Source organism: Klebsiella sp. CTHL.F3a (assembly GCF_019890895.1).
GTDB lineage: Bacteria > Pseudomonadota > Gammaproteobacteria > Enterobacterales > Enterobacteriaceae > Klebsiella > Klebsiella grimontii.
The window spans coordinates 4,156,764-4,171,353 of the sequence record NZ_CP082360.1 but is presented as its reverse complement, the minus strand read 5'-3'; the positions used below and the strand labels follow the sequence as shown (position 1 = coordinate 4,171,353).

Genomic DNA, 14,590 nt, shown 5'->3' with positions numbered 1-14,590 from the left:
GGGATCATGGCTGGCGTACTGATTACCGGTTTTGAACCGTTTGGCGGCGAAGCGGTTAACCCTTCGTGGGAAGTGGTAAAGCGGCTGGACGGCGCTATCATCGCCGGGCAGCCGGTGGTGGCGCGGCAGCTGCCGTGCGTCTTTGGCGAAGCCCTGACGGCGCTGAACGCCGCGCTGGAGGAGCTGAAACCTGTCTTAACGCTGGCGATTGGCCAGGCGGGCGGTCGCGTCGATATCACCGTTGAACGCGTGGCGATCAACGTCGATGATGCGCGGATCCCGGACAATAAAGGCCAGCAGCCGATCGATGTGCCGATCGTTGCCGGAGGCCCGGCGGCGTACTTTAGCACGCTGCCGATCAAAGCGATCGTGACCGCCCTGCGGAGCAAAGGTATCCCGGCGTCGGTATCGCAGACGGCGGGAACGTTTGTCTGTAATCACGTGATGTATGGCCTGCTGCATAGCCTGCGTAACGGCAGCGGCGCGAAGGGCGGCTTTATCCATATTCCGTATTTGCCGGAGCAGGCTGCGGCTCACCCTGGCGAAGCGAGTATGGCGGTAGACACGGTACGTGCGGCGCTGGAAACGGCTATCGCCGTTGCCCTGCAGCAGGACGGAGACGTGAAAGTCGGCGGCGGCGCAACGCATTAACATAAGGATAAGATTATGCCGGAAGGTCCGGAAATTCGCCGCGCGGCGGATAGCCTGGAAGCGGCGATTAAAGGCGAACCCCTAACCGGGGCGTGGTTCGCCTTTCCGCAGTTACAACATTATCAATCTCAGTTGGTCGGCCAGCGAGTGACGCACATTGAAACTCGCGGTAAGGCGCTGCTGACCCACTTCTCCGGCGGGCTAACGCTGTATAGCCACAATCAACTTTACGGCGTCTGGCGGGTGGTGGACGCGGGGTCGCAGCCTGAAACGACGCGCGTTCTCCGCGTTAGGCTGCAGACCGCGCGCAAGGCGATTTTGCTCTATAGCGCCTCTGAGATTGAGATGCTGACGCCCGAGCAGCTCGCCCGCCATCCGTTTTTGCTGCGGGTCGGGCCGGATGTACTTGATATGCGCCTTAGCGTTGAACAGGTCAAAGCGCGGCTGCTGACGGCGAAATTCCGTAACCGCCAGTTCTCCGGTCTGCTGCTGGATCAGGCGTTTCTTGCCGGATTAGGCAACTATCTGCGGGTGGAGATCCTCTGGCAGGTGGGGCTGACCGGGCGGCATAAAGCCTCTGAACTGGATGAGAAACAGCTCGATGCGCTGGCGCAGGCGCTGCTGGAGATCCCGCGCTTGTCCTACAACACCCGCGGTGTGGTGGAGGAGAATAAGCACCACGGCGCGCTGTTTCGCTTTAAGGTTTTTCATCGCGAAGGGGAGCCCTGCGAGCGCTGCGGCGGAATTATCGAGAGGACCATGCTGTCGTCGCGGCCGTTTTACTGGTGTCCGGGATGTCAGCAATAAAAAAACGCGCCAGAAGGCGCGTTTTTTGTCGTAGCGATAGCCGACCTAGCGGGCGATATCGTTTTTGAAATCGCGCTTTTCGTAGCCGGTATACAGCTGACGCGGACGGGCGATTTTCATGCCGTCGCTGTGCATTTCGTTCCAGTGCGCAATCCAGCCCACGGTACGCGCCATCGCGAAGATAACGGTAAACATGGAGGATGGGATGCCCATCGCTTTGAGGATGATACCGGAGTAGAAATCGACGTTAGGGTAAAGTTTCTTCTCAATGAAGTACGGGTCGTTAAGCGCGATGTGCTCAAGCTCCATAGCCACTTCCAGCAGATCGTCTTTGGTGCCCAGCTCTTTCAGCACTTCATGGCAGGTTTCACGCATAACGGTGGCGCGCGGGTCGTAGTTTTTGTACACCCGGTGGCCAAAGCCCATCAGGCGGAAAGAGTCGTTTTTGTCTTTCGCGCGACGGACGAATTCTGGAATGTGTTCAACGGAGCTGATCTCTTCGAGCATCTTCAGCGCCGCTTCGTTGGCGCCGCCGTGCGCCGGTCCCCACAGGGAGGCAATGCCCGCTGCGATGCAGGCAAACGGGTTCGCGCCGGAAGAGCCGGCGGTACGCACGGTGGAGGTCGAAGCGTTTTGTTCGTGGTCGGCGTGCAGGATCAGGATACGGTCCATCGCGCGTTCCAGAATCGGGTTCACTTCATATTTTTCACACGGCGTGGAGAACATCATATTCAGGAAGTTACCCGCGTAGGAGAGGTCGTTGCGCGGATAAACGAAAGGCTGACCGATAGAATATTTGTAACACATTGCCGCCATCGTCGGCATCTTGGAGAGCAGGCGGAATGCGGCGATATCGCGATGGCGTGGGTTATTCACATCCAGCGAATCGTGATAGAACGCGGCCAGCGCGCCGGTGATACCGCACATAACGGCCATCGGATGTGAATCGCGGCGGAACGCGTGGAACAGACGGGTAATCTGTTCGTGAATCATAGTGTGGCGAGTAACGATTGTTTTGAATTCGTCGTACTGGGCCTGAGTCGGCTTCTCACCGTTCAGCAGGATGTAGCATACTTCCAGATAGTTGGAGTCGGTTGCTAACTGATCGATCGGAAAACCGCGGTGCAGCAGGATACCTTCATCACCGTCGATAAAGGTGATTTTAGATTCGCAGGATGCGGTTGAGGTGAAACCAGGGTCAAAAGTAAATACGCCTTTTGAACCAAGACTACGAATATCAATAACATCCTGACCGAGCGTGCCCTTTAGCACATCCAGTTCGATAGCAGTATCACCACCCAGGGTGATTTTTGCTTTAGCATCAGACATTTATGGTCTCCTTAGCGCCTTTATTGCTTAAGACTGCCGGGTGGTGGATTTGCATTCGGCCCGTAGCAGATGACGTTACCAGTTTGTTATGTTGCACATCGCTCTGCGTCGCGAAAAGGGCAGGGTACAGAGCAAGGGCGCTTGATGGTACGTCTTCAGCCTACGATGAAACAACAGCAAATCAGCGTTTTAGCAGCCCGAATATTATAAAACTATATACCACTAATAACTGTCCTGATTACATCGGTCAATACTCTCTCACTGTTGCATAACTTATTCTCAGGTAAAAGAGTGACCCCATAACTTTTGCGTATTATTGCATTTATCTGGTAATGGTTGTAACAATAATGTTTAATATTTGTCAAATCAGATGATTAAAAATTAAAAATATGTTGTTATCGTGACATTGATCACTGTTCGGGAGAAAACCCGACAAACTATATGTAGGTTAATTGTAATGATTTTGTGAACGGCCTATACTGCCGCCAGGTCTCCGGAACACCCTGCAATCCCGAGCCACCCAGCGTTATTTTGTCACGCTTTAACTCCTGGAAAGGCGTTTTAACATGACTTTTAGTTATAGATAAGGACGCTGTCTGACCCGCAAGCAGACCGGAGGAAGGAAACAATAAGAACAGCATGTGGGCGTTATTCATGGTAAGAAATGTGAAAAAACAAAGACCTGTCAATCTGGATCTGCAAACGATCCGGTTCCCAATCACGGCGATAGCGTCCATTCTCCATCGCGTATCCGGAGTGATCACCTTCGTGGCGGTCGGGATTCTGCTTTGGCTGCTGGGCACCAGCCTTTCCTCTCCCGAAGGTTTTCTCACTGCGGCATCCATTATGGATAGCTTCTTTGTGAAGTTCATCATGTGGGGCATCCTGACCGCGCTGGCGTATCACGCGGTAGTCGGTATCCGCCACCTGCTGATGGATTTTGGCTATCTTGAAGAAACCCTCGAAGTAGGGACACGCTCCGCCAAAATTTCTTTTGTTATTACTGTCGTGCTTTCACTTCTCGCAGGAGTCCTCGTATGGTAAGCAACGCCTCAGCACTAGGACGCAACGGCGTACATGACTTTATTCTGGTCCGCGCTACCGCTATCGTTCTGACCCTCTACATCATCTATATGGTGGGCTTCTTTGCCACCACCGGTGAAATTTCATGGGAAGTCTGGACGGGCTTTTTCTCCTCCGCGTTCACTAAAGTCTTCACCCTGCTGGCTCTCGTTTCCATTCTGATCCACGCCTGGATTGGGATGTGGCAGGTGTTAACGGACTACGTTAAACCACTGGCTGTACGCTTAATTCTGCAACTGCTGATCGTTGTTGCGCTGGTGGCTTACGTTCTTTATGGATTTGTTGTGGTGTGGGGTGTGTAATGAAATTGCCTGTCAGAGAATTTGATGCAGTTGTGATCGGTGCCGGTGGCGCAGGTATGCGCGCGGCGCTGCAGATTTCCCAGAGCGGCCAGACCTGTGCGCTGCTCTCCAAAGTTTTCCCGACCCGTTCCCATACCGTTTCCGCGCAGGGCGGTATCACCGTCGCGCTCGGTAATACCCATGAAGATAACTGGGAATGGCATATGTACGACACCGTAAAGGGGTCGGACTACATTGGCGATCAGGACGCCATCGAATATATGTGTAAAACCGGCCCGGAAGCGATTCTGGAGCTGGACCATATGGGGCTGCCGTTCTCCCGTCTCGAAAATGGCACGATTTATCAGCGTCCGTTCGGCGGCCAGTCGAAAAACTTCGGCGGCGAGCAGGCGGCACGTACCGCTGCGGCGGCTGACCGTACCGGTCACGCCCTGCTGCACACCCTTTATCAGCAGAACCTGAAAAACCATACCACTATTTTCTCCGAGTGGTACGCGCTGGATCTGGTGAAAAACGCCGATGGCGCGGTGGTCGGTTGTACCGCTCTGTGTATCGAAACGGGTGAAGTGGTTTACTTTAAAGCCCGCGCCACCGTGCTGGCGACCGGCGGCGCAGGCCGTATTTACCAGTCCACCACCAATGCTCATATCAATACCGGCGACGGCGTGGGTATGGCGATCCGTGCCGGCGTTCCGGTGCAGGATATGGAAATGTGGCAGTTCCACCCGACCGGTATCGCCGGCGCGGGCGTTCTGGTGACAGAAGGCTGCCGCGGTGAAGGCGGCTATCTGCTGAATAAACACGGCGAGCGCTTTATGGAGCGTTATGCGCCGAATGCGAAAGACCTGGCGGGTCGTGACGTGGTGGCGCGTTCCATCATGATCGAAATCCGTGAAGGTCGCGGCTGCGACGGTCCTTGGGGCCCGCACGCCAAGCTGAAGCTTGACCATCTGGGTAAAGAGGTTCTCGAATCCCGTCTGCCGGGTATTCTGGAACTCTCTCGTACCTTTGCTCACGTCGACCCGGTGAAAGAGCCGATTCCGGTTATCCCGACTTGCCACTATATGATGGGCGGTATTCCGACCAAAGTGAGTGGCCAGGCGCTGACCGTCAACGAGCAGGGCGAAGACGTGGTGATTCCGGGGCTGTTCGCGGTAGGCGAAATCGCCTGCGTATCGGTACACGGCGCGAACCGTCTGGGCGGCAACTCGCTGCTTGACCTGGTGGTCTTTGGTCGCGCGGTGGGTCTGCACCTGCAAGAATCTATCGCCGAGCAGGGCGTACTGCGCGACGCGACGGATGACGAGATCGACGCTTCGCTGGAACGTCTGAACCGCTGGAACGGCAACCGCAATGGTGAAGATCCGGTCGAAATCCGCAAAGCGCTGCAAGAGTGTATGCAGCATAACTTCTCGGTATTCCGCGAAGGGGACGCGATGGCGAAGGGCCTTGAGCAGCTGAAAGCGATCCGCGAGCGTCTGAAAAACGCTCGTCTGGATGATACTTCCAGCGAGTTCAACACCCAGCGCGTTGAGTGTCTGGAGCTGGATAACCTGATGGAAACCGCTTACGCCACTGCAATGTCTGCGAACTACCGTACCGAAAGCCGCGGCGCGCATAGCCGTTTCGACTTCCCGGATCGTGATGATGAAAACTGGCTGTGCCATTCCCTGTATCTGCCAGAGTCGGAATCCATGACGCGTCGTAGCGTCAATATGGAACCGAAGCTGCGTCCGGCATTCCCGCCGAAGATTCGTACTTATTAATGCGGAGACAGGAATATGAAACTCGAGTTTTCAGTTTATCGTTATAACCCGGACGTAGACGATGCTCCGCGCATGCAGGACTACACCCTCGAAGCGGAAGAAGGTCGTGACATGATGCTGCTGGATGCGTTAATCCAGCTGAAAGAGAAAGATCCGTCGCTGTCGTTCCGCCGCTCCTGCCGTGAAGGGGTATGTGGTTCTGACGGTCTTAACATGAACGGGAAAAATGGTCTGGCGTGCATCACGCCGATCTCCGCGCTGAATCAGCCGGGCAAGAAAATTGTTATCCGTCCGCTGCCAGGATTACCGGTTATCCGTGATTTGGTGGTAGACATGGGGCAATTCTATGCACAATATGAGAAGATTAAGCCTTACTTGTTGAATAATGGGCAAAATCCTCCGGCTCGCGAGCATCTGCAGTCGCCAGAGCAGCGTGAGAAACTCGATGGTCTGTACGAGTGTATTCTCTGCGCATGTTGTTCAACGTCTTGCCCGTCGTTCTGGTGGAACCCGGACAAGTTTATCGGCCCGGCAGGCCTGCTGGCCGCGTATCGCTTCCTGATCGACAGCCGCGATACCGAAACCAGCGAGCGCCTCGAAGGGCTGAGCGATGCTTTCAGCGTATTCCGCTGTCACAGCATCATGAACTGCGTCAGTGTATGTCCTAAGGGGCTGAACCCGACGCGCGCCATCGGCCATATTAAGTCGATGCTGCTGCAGCGCAGTGCGTAAGTAACCCGGTCTGCCCCGGATGGCGCTAGCGCTTATCCGGGCTACCAAAAGCAGTAGCCCCGGCAGCGTTCGCGCCGCCGGGAAATGAATACCCTAAATAATTCGAGTTACAGGACAAAACGGCTAGCCGTTTTGAACAGCGCTTGCGCTGGCCCGTAGGGGCGAGGCCGAAGGCCGAGTCACGCGGCGACGCCGCGAATCCCCAGGAGCTTACTCAAGTAAGTGACTGGGGTGAGTGAGGAAAGCCAACGCACATGTAACTTGAAATATGAAGGGGATGGCAGGAAATCTTTAAAAACCGCCAAATATGTACCAGTAATCAAGGCGTTCAGAGCGAGGTAAGGCGGCAACTGAACGCATCCCCGGGAGCATAGTGAACTATGTGACCGGGGTAAGTGAAGGCAGCTAACGCAACCGCAGCCTGAACGCCGAAGATTAATGGCAGTTTTTAAAGGTTCCTTAGCGGACGAAACCACAACTCATCCGCAACAAGTGAACCCCGGCACGTACAACTTCTGTGCGTGGTAGTTTCTACGGCGAAATAAGCATATAAATGCTTAAGGGATCACGATGCAGAACGGCGCAATGAAAGCCTGGCTGGACTCTTCTTACCTCTCTGGTTCGAACCAGAGCTGGATAGAACAGCTCTATGAAGACTTCTTAACCGATCCTGACTCTGTTGACGCCAACTGGCGTTCTATGTTCCAGCAGTTACCTGGCACCGGAGTCAAACCGGATCAATTTCATTCCAAAACGCGTGATTATTTCCGCCGCCTGGCGAAGGATGCCTCGCGTTACACTTCTTCGATTTCCGACCCTGACACCAATGTGAAGCAGGTTAAAGTCCTGCAGCTCATCAACGCATACCGCTTCCGCGGTCACCAGCATGCGAATCTCGATCCGCTGGGACTTTGGCAGCAAGAGAGAGTGGCGGATCTCGATCCGGCTTACCACGATCTGACCGAGGCCGATTTCCAGGAGATCTATAACGTAGGCTCTTTTGCCATCGGTAAAGACACGATGAAGCTGGGCGATCTGATCTCCGCCCTGAAGCAGACCTATTGCGGCTCCATTGGCGCGGAATATATGCACATTACCTCTACCGAAGAAAAACGCTGGATCCAGCAGCGTATCGAGTCGGTAGCGGGCAAAGCGAGCTTTAGCGCCGAAGAGAAAAAGCGCTTCCTCAGCGAGCTGACCGCGGCGGAAGGCCTGGAGCGCTACCTCGGCGCGAAATTCCCGGGCGCTAAACGCTTCTCGCTGGAAGGCGGCGATGCGCTGATCCCGATGCTCAAAGAGATTATCCGCCACGCGGGTAAGAGCGGCACCCGCGAAGTGGTGCTGGGCATGGCGCACCGCGGTCGTCTGAACGTACTGGTCAACGTGCTGGGTAAAAAACCGCAGGACCTGTTCGACGAATTCGCCGGAAAACATAAAGAGCACCTCGGTACCGGTGACGTGAAGTACCACATGGGCTTCTCGTCCGATATGGAAACCGAAGGCGGTCTGGTGCACCTGGCGCTGGCGTTTAACCCGTCGCACCTGGAAATCGTCAGCCCGGTGGTTATCGGCTCCGTACGCGCGCGTCTCGATCGTCTTGACGAACCGAGCAGCAACAAAGTGTTGCCGATCACTATTCACGGCGACGCCGCGGTTACCGGCCAGGGCGTGGTTCAGGAAACCCTGAACATGTCCAAAGCGCGTGGTTACGAAGTGGGCGGTACCGTACGCATCGTTATCAACAACCAGGTTGGCTTCACTACCTCCAACCCGCTGGATGCGCGTTCTACCCCGTACTGCACCGACATCGGTAAGATGGTTCAGTCGCCGATTTTCCACGTCAACGCCGATGACCCGGAAGCCGTGGCTTTCGTGACCCGCCTGGCGCTGGATTTCCGTAATACCTTCAAACGCGATGTTTTCATCGACCTGGTGTGCTACCGCCGTCACGGCCACAACGAAGCCGACGAGCCGAGCGCGACCCAGCCGCTGATGTACCAGAAAATCAAAAAGCATCCGACCCCGCGCAAAATCTACGCTGACAAGCTGGAAGCCGACAAAGTCGCGACGCTGGAAGACGCTACCGAGCAGGTGAACCTCTACCGCGACGCGCTGGATGCCGGCGAATGTGTGGTGCAGGAGTGGCGTCCGATGAACATGCACTCCTTTACCTGGTCCCCGTACCTTAACCACGAGTGGGATGAGAGCTACCCGGACAAAGTTGAACCTAAGCGTCTGCAGGAGCTGGCGAAACGCATCAGTACGGTGCCGGAAGCCGTTGAGATGCAGTCGCGTGTCGCGAAAATCTACGGCGATCGTCAGGCAATGGCCGCTGGTGAGAAGCTGTTCGACTGGGGCGGCGCGGAAAACCTCGCCTACGCTACGCTGGTAGATGAAGGCATTTCGGTGCGTTTGTCCGGCGAAGACTCCGGGCGCGGGACCTTCTTCCACCGCCATGCGGTGATCCATAACCAGAAAAATGGTTCAACCTATACGCCGCTGCAGCACGTCCACAACGGCCAGGGCCATTTCAAAGTCTGGGACTCCGTACTGTCGGAAGAGGCGGTACTGGCGTTTGAATACGGCTACGCTACCGCGGAACCGCGCACCCTGACCATCTGGGAAGCGCAGTTCGGCGACTTCGCTAACGGCGCGCAGGTGGTTATCGACCAGTTCATCAGCTCCGGCGAGCAGAAGTGGGGCCGTATGTGCGGTCTGGTGATGCTGCTGCCGCACGGCTATGAAGGTCAGGGGCCGGAGCACTCCTCCGCGCGTCTGGAACGCTACCTGCAGCTCTGCGCCGAGCAGAACATGCAGGTTTGCGTACCGTCCACGCCAGCGCAGGTTTACCATATGCTGCGTCGTCAGGCGCTGCGCGGTATGCGTCGCCCGCTGATCGTGATGTCGCCGAAATCGCTGCTGCGTCACCCGCTGGCGGTGTCGAGCATGGACGAACTGGCTAACGGCACCTTCCAGCCGGCAATCGGTGAAATCGACGATCTCGACCCGAAAGCCGTGAAGCGTGTTGTGCTGTGCTCTGGTAAGGTTTACTACGACCTGCTGGAACAGCGCCGCAAGAAAGAGCAAAAAGATGTCGCTATCGTTCGCATAGAGCAGCTCTACCCGTTCCCGCACCAGGCGGTACAGGAAGCGCTGAAACCGTATGCGCACGTGCATGATTTTGTCTGGTGCCAGGAAGAACCGCTCAACCAGGGCGCGTGGTACTGCAGCCAGCATCACTTCCGTGAAGTGATTCCGTTTGGGGCCTCTCTGCGTTATGCAGGCCGCCCGGCCTCCGCCTCTCCGGCGGTAGGATACCTGTCCGTTCACCAGAAACAGCAACAAGATCTGGTCAATGACGCGCTGAACGTCGATTAATTAAAGGATACATAATGAGTAGCGTAGATATTCTGGTTCCCGACCTGCCTGAGTCCGTAGCTGACGCAACGGTTGCCACCTGGCATAAAAAACCGGGCGATGCGGTTGTTCGTGACGAAGTGCTGGTAGAAATCGAAACTGACAAAGTGGTACTGGAAGTACCGGCTTCAGCGGATGGCATTCTGGACGCGGTCATTGAAGACGAAGGCGCCACCGTGCTTTCTCGTCAGATCCTCGGCCGCCTGCGTGAAGGCAACAGTGCGGGCAAAGAGTCCGGCGCGAAAGCCGATGCCAAAGAGTCTACTCCGGCCCAGCGCCAGCAGGCTTCTCTGGAAGAACAGAACAACGATGCGCTGAGCCCGGCGATTCGCCGTCTGCTCGCGGAACATAGCCTCGACGCGGCGGCCATTAAAGGCACCGGCGTTGGCGGCCGCCTGACCCGCGAAGACGTAGAGAAACATCTGGCGAACGCTCCGGCAAAAGCTCCAGCCCCGGCGGCGGCCCCCGCTGCTGCTGCTCCGGCTCCGCAGCTGGGCCACCGTTCTGAAAAACGCGTGCCGATGACTCGTCTGCGCAAACGCGTTGCCGAGCGTCTGCTGGAAGCGAAAAACTCTACCGCCATGCTGACCACCTTCAACGAAGTCAACATGAAGCCGATTATGGATCTGCGTAAGCAGTATGGTGACGCGTTTGAAAAACGTCACGGTATCCGTCTGGGCTTTATGTCCTTCTACGTGAAGGCGGTGGTTGAAGCGCTGAAACGCTATCCGGAAGTGAACGCCTCTATCGATGGCGATGACGTGGTGTACCACAACTATTTTGACGTCAGCATGGCGGTCTCCACGCCGCGCGGCCTGGTGACCCCGGTTCTGCGCGATGTCGACCTGCTGGGCATGGCGGATATTGAGAAGAAAATTAAAGAGCTGGCCGTAAAAGGCCGCGACGGCAAGCTGACCGTAGACGACCTGACCGGCGGTAACTTCACCATTACCAACGGCGGCGTATTCGGTTCTCTGATGTCCACGCCGATCATCAACCCGCCGCAGAGCGCGATTCTCGGAATGCATGCCATTAAAGATCGTCCGATGGCGGTGAATGGTAAGGTCGAAATTCTGCCGATGATGTACCTGGCGCTCTCCTACGACCATCGTCTGATCGACGGACGTGAATCGGTAGGCTATCTGGTCGCGATTAAAGAGCTGCTGGAAGACCCTACTCGTCTGCTGCTGGACGTGTAGTCAGCAAGAGTATTACCTACCGTAGGCCGGATAACACGCGCTAGCGCCGTTATCAGGCCTACAGGTTTATAATTATTCCCTGAAGGATGGACTGAACACATGAACTTACATGAATATCAGGCAAAACAACTCTTTGCCCGCTATGGCTTACCGGCGCCGGTGGGTTATGCCTGTACTACTCCGCGTGAAGCAGAAGAAGCCGCTTCAAAAATCGGCGCGGGTCCGTGGGTAGTGAAATGTCAGGTTCACGCTGGTGGCCGCGGCAAAGCGGGCGGTGTGAAAGTAGTTAAGAGCAAAGAAGACATTCGCGCATTTGCTGAACACTGGCTGGGCAAACGCCTGGTGACCTACCAGACAGATGCAAACGGCCAGCCGGTTAACCAGATCCTGGTGGAAGCGGCGACCGATATCGATAAAGAGCTGTACCTCGGCGCGGTCGTTGACCGTAGCTCCCGTCGTGTGGTCTTCATGGCCTCTACCGAAGGCGGCGTGGAAATCGAAAAAGTGGCGGAAGAGACCCCGCACCTGATCCACAAAATCGCCATCGATCCGCTGGCGGGTCCGATGCCTTACCAGGGCCGTGAACTGGCGTTCAAACTGGGTCTGGAAGGAAAACAGGTTCAGCAGTTCACCAAAATCTTTATGGGTCTGGCGACCATTTTCCTTGAGCGCGACCTGGCGCTGATCGAAATCAACCCGCTGGTGATCACCAGGCAGGGCGACCTGATTTGCCTCGATGGTAAACTGGGCGCTGACGGCAACGCGCTGTTCCGCCAGCCGGATCTGCGCGAAATGCGCGATCAGTCTCAGGAAGATCCGCGTGAAGCTCAGGCGGCGCAGTGGGAACTGAACTACGTCGCGCTGGACGGCAACATCGGTTGCATGGTGAACGGCGCGGGCCTGGCGATGGGCACCATGGACATCGTTAAGCTGCACGGCGGCGAACCGGCTAACTTCCTTGACGTTGGCGGCGGCGCTACCAAAGAGCGCGTCACCGAAGCGTTCAAAATCATCCTCTCTGATGACAACGTAAAAGCGGTTCTGGTTAACATCTTCGGCGGTATCGTACGCTGCGACCTGATTGCCGACGGCATCATCGGCGCGGTAGCCGAAGTGGGCGTTAATGTCCCGGTAGTGGTTCGTCTGGAAGGTAACAACGCCGAACTGGGCGCGAAGAAACTGGCTGACAGCGGCCTGAATATTATTGCAGCGAAAAGTCTGACGGATGCAGCTCAGCAGGTTGTTGCCGCAGTGGAGGGGAAATAATGTCCGTTTTAATTAATAAAGATACCAAGGTTATCTGCCAGGGCTTCACTGGTAGCCAGGGTACATTCCACTCTGAACAAGCCATTGCTTACGGTACGCAAATGGTTGGCGGCGTAACGCCGGGCAAAGGCGGTACCACTCATCTGGGCCTGCCGGTGTTCAACACCGTGCGCGAAGCGGTAGAAGCGACCGGTGCAACCGCATCCGTGATCTACGTTCCGGCGCCGTTCTGCAAAGACTCCATCCTGGAAGCTATCGATGCGGGCATTAAACTGATTATCACCATCACCGAAGGTATCCCGACGCTGGATATGCTGACCGTGAAGGTGAAGCTGGACGAAGCGGGCGTGCGCATGATCGGGCCGAACTGCCCGGGCGTGATCACCCCAGGCGAATGCAAAATCGGCATCATGCCGGGCCACATTCACCAGCCGGGTAAAGTGGGCATCGTTTCCCGCTCCGGTACCCTGACCTATGAAGCGGTTAAGCAGACCACCGACTACGGCTTCGGCCAGTCCACCTGCGTGGGCATCGGCGGCGACCCGATCCCGGGATCTAACTTCATCGATATCCTGAAGCTGTTCCAGGAAGACCCGCAGACCGAAGCGATTGTGATGATCGGTGAGATCGGCGGTAGCGCGGAAGAAGAAGCGGCCGCTTATATCAAAGATCACGTGACCAAACCGGTTGTCGGCTACATTGCCGGTGTGACCGCGCCGAAAGGCAAACGTATGGGTCACGCGGGCGCCATCATCGCGGGCGGCAAAGGCACTGCGGACGAGAAATTCGCGGCGCTGGAAGCCGCAGGCGTGAAGACCGTTCGCAGCCTGGCCGATATCGGCGAAGCGCTGAAAACCGTAATTAAGTAATAAGTAAAAAAACAGCCCTGACTTTCTGCATGGTTAAGGGCTGGTCCAATTTCGACATGGTTGGCCATCTGATGATGGCCTTTTTTTTTGCCCGTAACTCAGCTTTCCGCCAGTGCTTTCAGCCAACGAATTCCGCTTTCTGGCGAGGTCAAGACCGGTACCGGCGGAGTGGGTAGCTGCTGTAATACCCGGGCCATTGAGGCCTGTGCCAGCATGACCACATCCGCCTGGCTAAACGCGGTTTTTAGCCCGTCGGCGACAATCCGGTCATGGGTATCCATCTCTCCCGCCAGCAGCGCGTGAAAGGCCTCTTCCATTAATATGGGGGTAACGGCGCGCGGCTTACCGCTCTCCTGTATTTTGCGCTGGACGTAATCCAACGTCGGCTTTAGCGTGGTCGCTACGGTTGCCAGCACGGCGATACGCTCACCTTTTTCAATCGCTTCTTTGACCATCGCGCTGTCAATACGGGCGAGCTGGAGCGGCGTCAGAAACTGGCACTGTTCCACCGCCGTGCCAATAGAAGAGCAGGCGGTAATAAAAATATCGCAGTCCGCTTTTTCGGCAATATGCACGTAGTCGGCGATGCGGGCGGCAATATTCGGCGTTACCCCTCCGGCCTTCATGACCTGCTTGATCATGGATTCTTCCACCAGATGCATGACTTCCACTTCCGGCATGATATCGGCAATCAGCTGCTGCATCATCGCGAGCGTCGCTGAACTGGTGTGCAACATAGCGATCTTTTTCATTGGGTAATCTCCTCGAGCAAATTTTCCGCGACGGCCAGCGCCGCGTCGTGATCTTCCTGTGCCGATAGGCCGCCTACCGCGACGGCGCCGAGACATTTCCCGTCGTACAGAAGCGGGATCCCGCCGGGCAGGGCGGTAAAACGCGGATCGGCAAAGTAACTGATGTCCAGCTGCTCTTTTTGCAGGCGCTGTAAAAATGCCAGGGTGGTACAGCCGAGGCGACTGCTGGTACGCGCCTTGCGCTGAGTAAGTTCAATGGTTAACAATTTGGCATTGTCCATGCGTGCGAAGCTGAGCAGTTCCCCGCTGGCGTCGCACACCGCTACGCTTAGCGGGCGCTTTGTATAGCAGGAGTCAGCGAGGTCAAGCGCGAACGCTACGGCGCGTAAAGCCTGCTTCAGAGTGAGAGTCGTCATG

14 protein-coding genes are annotated in these 14,590 nt (G+C 56.2%); 10 read left to right on the top strand and 4 right to left on the bottom strand.

Going from position 1 to position 14,590, the window contains the following annotated elements:
* Nucleotides 1–6: 6 nt before the first annotated feature.
* Together pcp and nei are read left to right on the top strand one after the other, a co-directional pair.
* Nucleotides 7–651 carry a pyroglutamyl-peptidase I gene (gene pcp / locus K7H21_RS19670; RefSeq protein WP_004130519.1) on the top strand — a complete coding sequence of 215 codons (645 nt, stop codon included), beginning with the start codon at nt 7–9 and terminating at the stop codon, nt 649–651.
* Between the two features lie 15 nt (nt 652–666).
* Nucleotides 667–1,458, top strand: coding sequence for an endonuclease VIII (gene nei, locus K7H21_RS19665; protein ID WP_223035297.1), 792 nt, complete (start codon nt 667–669; stop codon nt 1,456–1,458).
* 45 nt (nt 1,459–1,503) lie between these two features.
* Here nei and gltA read toward each other — a convergent pair whose 3' ends face one another.
* Both gltA and K7H21_RS29395 read right to left on the bottom strand, forming a co-directional pair.
* Nucleotides 1,504–2,787, bottom strand: a complete 1,284-nt coding sequence (gltA, locus tag K7H21_RS19660; protein ID WP_004100276.1) for a citrate synthase — start codon at nt 2,785–2,787, stop codon at nt 1,504–1,506.
* Between the two features lie 212 nt (nt 2,788–2,999).
* The gene (locus K7H21_RS29395; RefSeq protein ID WP_418268728.1) at nt 3,000–3,152 is read right to left on the bottom strand and encodes a hypothetical protein; all 153 of its coding nucleotides are present in this window, start codon (nt 3,150–3,152) and stop codon (nt 3,000–3,002) included.
* Between the two features lie 274 nt (nt 3,153–3,426).
* Between K7H21_RS29395 and sdhC the strand changes: the two genes are divergently transcribed.
* The 8 genes from sdhC (at nt 3,427) to sucD (ending at nt 13,421) form a co-directional block, all read left to right on the top strand.
* Nucleotides 3,427–3,831, top strand: a complete 405-nt coding sequence (sdhC, locus tag K7H21_RS19655) for a succinate dehydrogenase cytochrome b556 subunit (protein WP_004130523.1) — start codon at nt 3,427–3,429, stop codon at nt 3,829–3,831.
* Nucleotides 3,825–4,172: a succinate dehydrogenase membrane anchor subunit gene (sdhD, locus tag K7H21_RS19650; RefSeq protein WP_004100278.1), complete on the top strand. Its 348-nt coding sequence runs from the start codon at nt 3,825–3,827 to the stop codon at nt 4,170–4,172. Before sdhC ends, sdhD begins: the two co-directional genes overlap by 7 nt.
* Entirely contained in the window at nt 4,172–5,938 is a 1,767-nt protein-coding gene (gene sdhA, locus K7H21_RS19645; RefSeq protein WP_009651647.1) for a succinate dehydrogenase flavoprotein subunit, read from the top strand. Before sdhD ends, sdhA begins: the two co-directional genes overlap by 1 nt.
* 15 nt (nt 5,939–5,953) lie before the next feature.
* Nucleotides 5,954–6,670 carry a succinate dehydrogenase iron-sulfur subunit SdhB gene (sdhB, locus tag K7H21_RS19640; RefSeq protein WP_004130526.1) on the top strand — a complete coding sequence of 239 codons (717 nt, stop codon included), beginning with the start codon at nt 5,954–5,956 and terminating at the stop codon, nt 6,668–6,670.
* 570 nt (nt 6,671–7,240) lie between these two features.
* Nucleotides 7,241–10,048, top strand: a complete 2,808-nt coding sequence (gene sucA / locus K7H21_RS19635; protein ID WP_004130528.1) for a 2-oxoglutarate dehydrogenase E1 component — start codon at nt 7,241–7,243, stop codon at nt 10,046–10,048.
* 14 nt (nt 10,049–10,062) lie between these two features.
* Entirely contained in the window at nt 10,063–11,286 is a 1,224-nt protein-coding gene (odhB, locus tag K7H21_RS19630) for a 2-oxoglutarate dehydrogenase complex dihydrolipoyllysine-residue succinyltransferase (RefSeq protein ID WP_004130530.1), read from the top strand.
* Nucleotides 11,287–11,385: 99 nt separating this feature from the next.
* Nucleotides 11,386–12,552, top strand: coding sequence for an ADP-forming succinate--CoA ligase subunit beta (sucC, locus tag K7H21_RS19625; protein WP_004130532.1), 1,167 nt, complete (start codon nt 11,386–11,388; stop codon nt 12,550–12,552).
* Nucleotides 12,552–13,421: a succinate--CoA ligase subunit alpha gene (gene sucD / locus K7H21_RS19620; RefSeq protein WP_004100288.1), complete on the top strand. Its 870-nt coding sequence runs from the start codon at nt 12,552–12,554 to the stop codon at nt 13,419–13,421. Before sucC ends, sucD begins: the two co-directional genes overlap by 1 nt.
* 98 nt (nt 13,422–13,519) lie before the next feature.
* Here the strand turns inward: sucD and K7H21_RS19615 are convergent, their stop codons facing one another.
* A complete protein-coding gene (locus K7H21_RS19615) occupies nt 13,520–14,173 on the bottom strand; it encodes an aspartate/glutamate racemase family protein (RefSeq protein ID WP_004130535.1) in 654 nt (217 codons plus the stop codon).
* A complete protein-coding gene (locus K7H21_RS19610; RefSeq protein ID WP_004130536.1) occupies nt 14,170–14,589 on the bottom strand; it encodes a GlcG/HbpS family heme-binding protein in 420 nt (139 codons plus the stop codon). The genes K7H21_RS19615 and K7H21_RS19610 overlap by 4 nt, the downstream gene beginning before the upstream one ends.
* Between the last annotated feature and the right edge of the window lies 1 nt (nt 14,590).

Coding starts and splice junctions, on each gene's coding strand:
- gltA (WP_004100276.1), bottom strand. CDS start 2,787: ATGTCTGATGCTAAAGCAAAAATCACCCTGGGTGGTGATACTGCTATC.
- sucD (WP_004100288.1), top strand. CDS start 12,552: ATGTCCGTTTTAATTAATAAAGATACCAAGGTTATCTGCCAGGGCTTC.
- sdhC (WP_004130523.1), top strand. CDS start 3,427: ATGTGGGCGTTATTCATGGTAAGAAATGTGAAAAAACAAAGACCTGTC.
- K7H21_RS19615 (WP_004130535.1), bottom strand. CDS start 14,173: ATGAAAAAGATCGCTATGTTGCACACCAGTTCAGCGACGCTCGCGATG.
- odhB (WP_004130530.1), top strand. CDS start 10,063: ATGAGTAGCGTAGATATTCTGGTTCCCGACCTGCCTGAGTCCGTAGCT.
- pcp (WP_004130519.1), top strand. CDS start 7: ATGGCTGGCGTACTGATTACCGGTTTTGAACCGTTTGGCGGCGAAGCG.
- sucC (WP_004130532.1), top strand. CDS start 11,386: ATGAACTTACATGAATATCAGGCAAAACAACTCTTTGCCCGCTATGGC.
- sdhD (WP_004100278.1), top strand. CDS start 3,825: ATGGTAAGCAACGCCTCAGCACTAGGACGCAACGGCGTACATGACTTT.
- nei (WP_223035297.1), top strand. CDS start 667: ATGCCGGAAGGTCCGGAAATTCGCCGCGCGGCGGATAGCCTGGAAGCG.
- sdhB (WP_004130526.1), top strand. CDS start 5,954: ATGAAACTCGAGTTTTCAGTTTATCGTTATAACCCGGACGTAGACGAT.
- sucA (WP_004130528.1), top strand. CDS start 7,241: ATGCAGAACGGCGCAATGAAAGCCTGGCTGGACTCTTCTTACCTCTCT.
- sdhA (WP_009651647.1), top strand. CDS start 4,172: ATGAAATTGCCTGTCAGAGAATTTGATGCAGTTGTGATCGGTGCCGGT.
- K7H21_RS19610 (WP_004130536.1), bottom strand. CDS start 14,589: ATGACGACTCTCACTCTGAAGCAGGCTTTACGCGCCGTAGCGTTCGCG.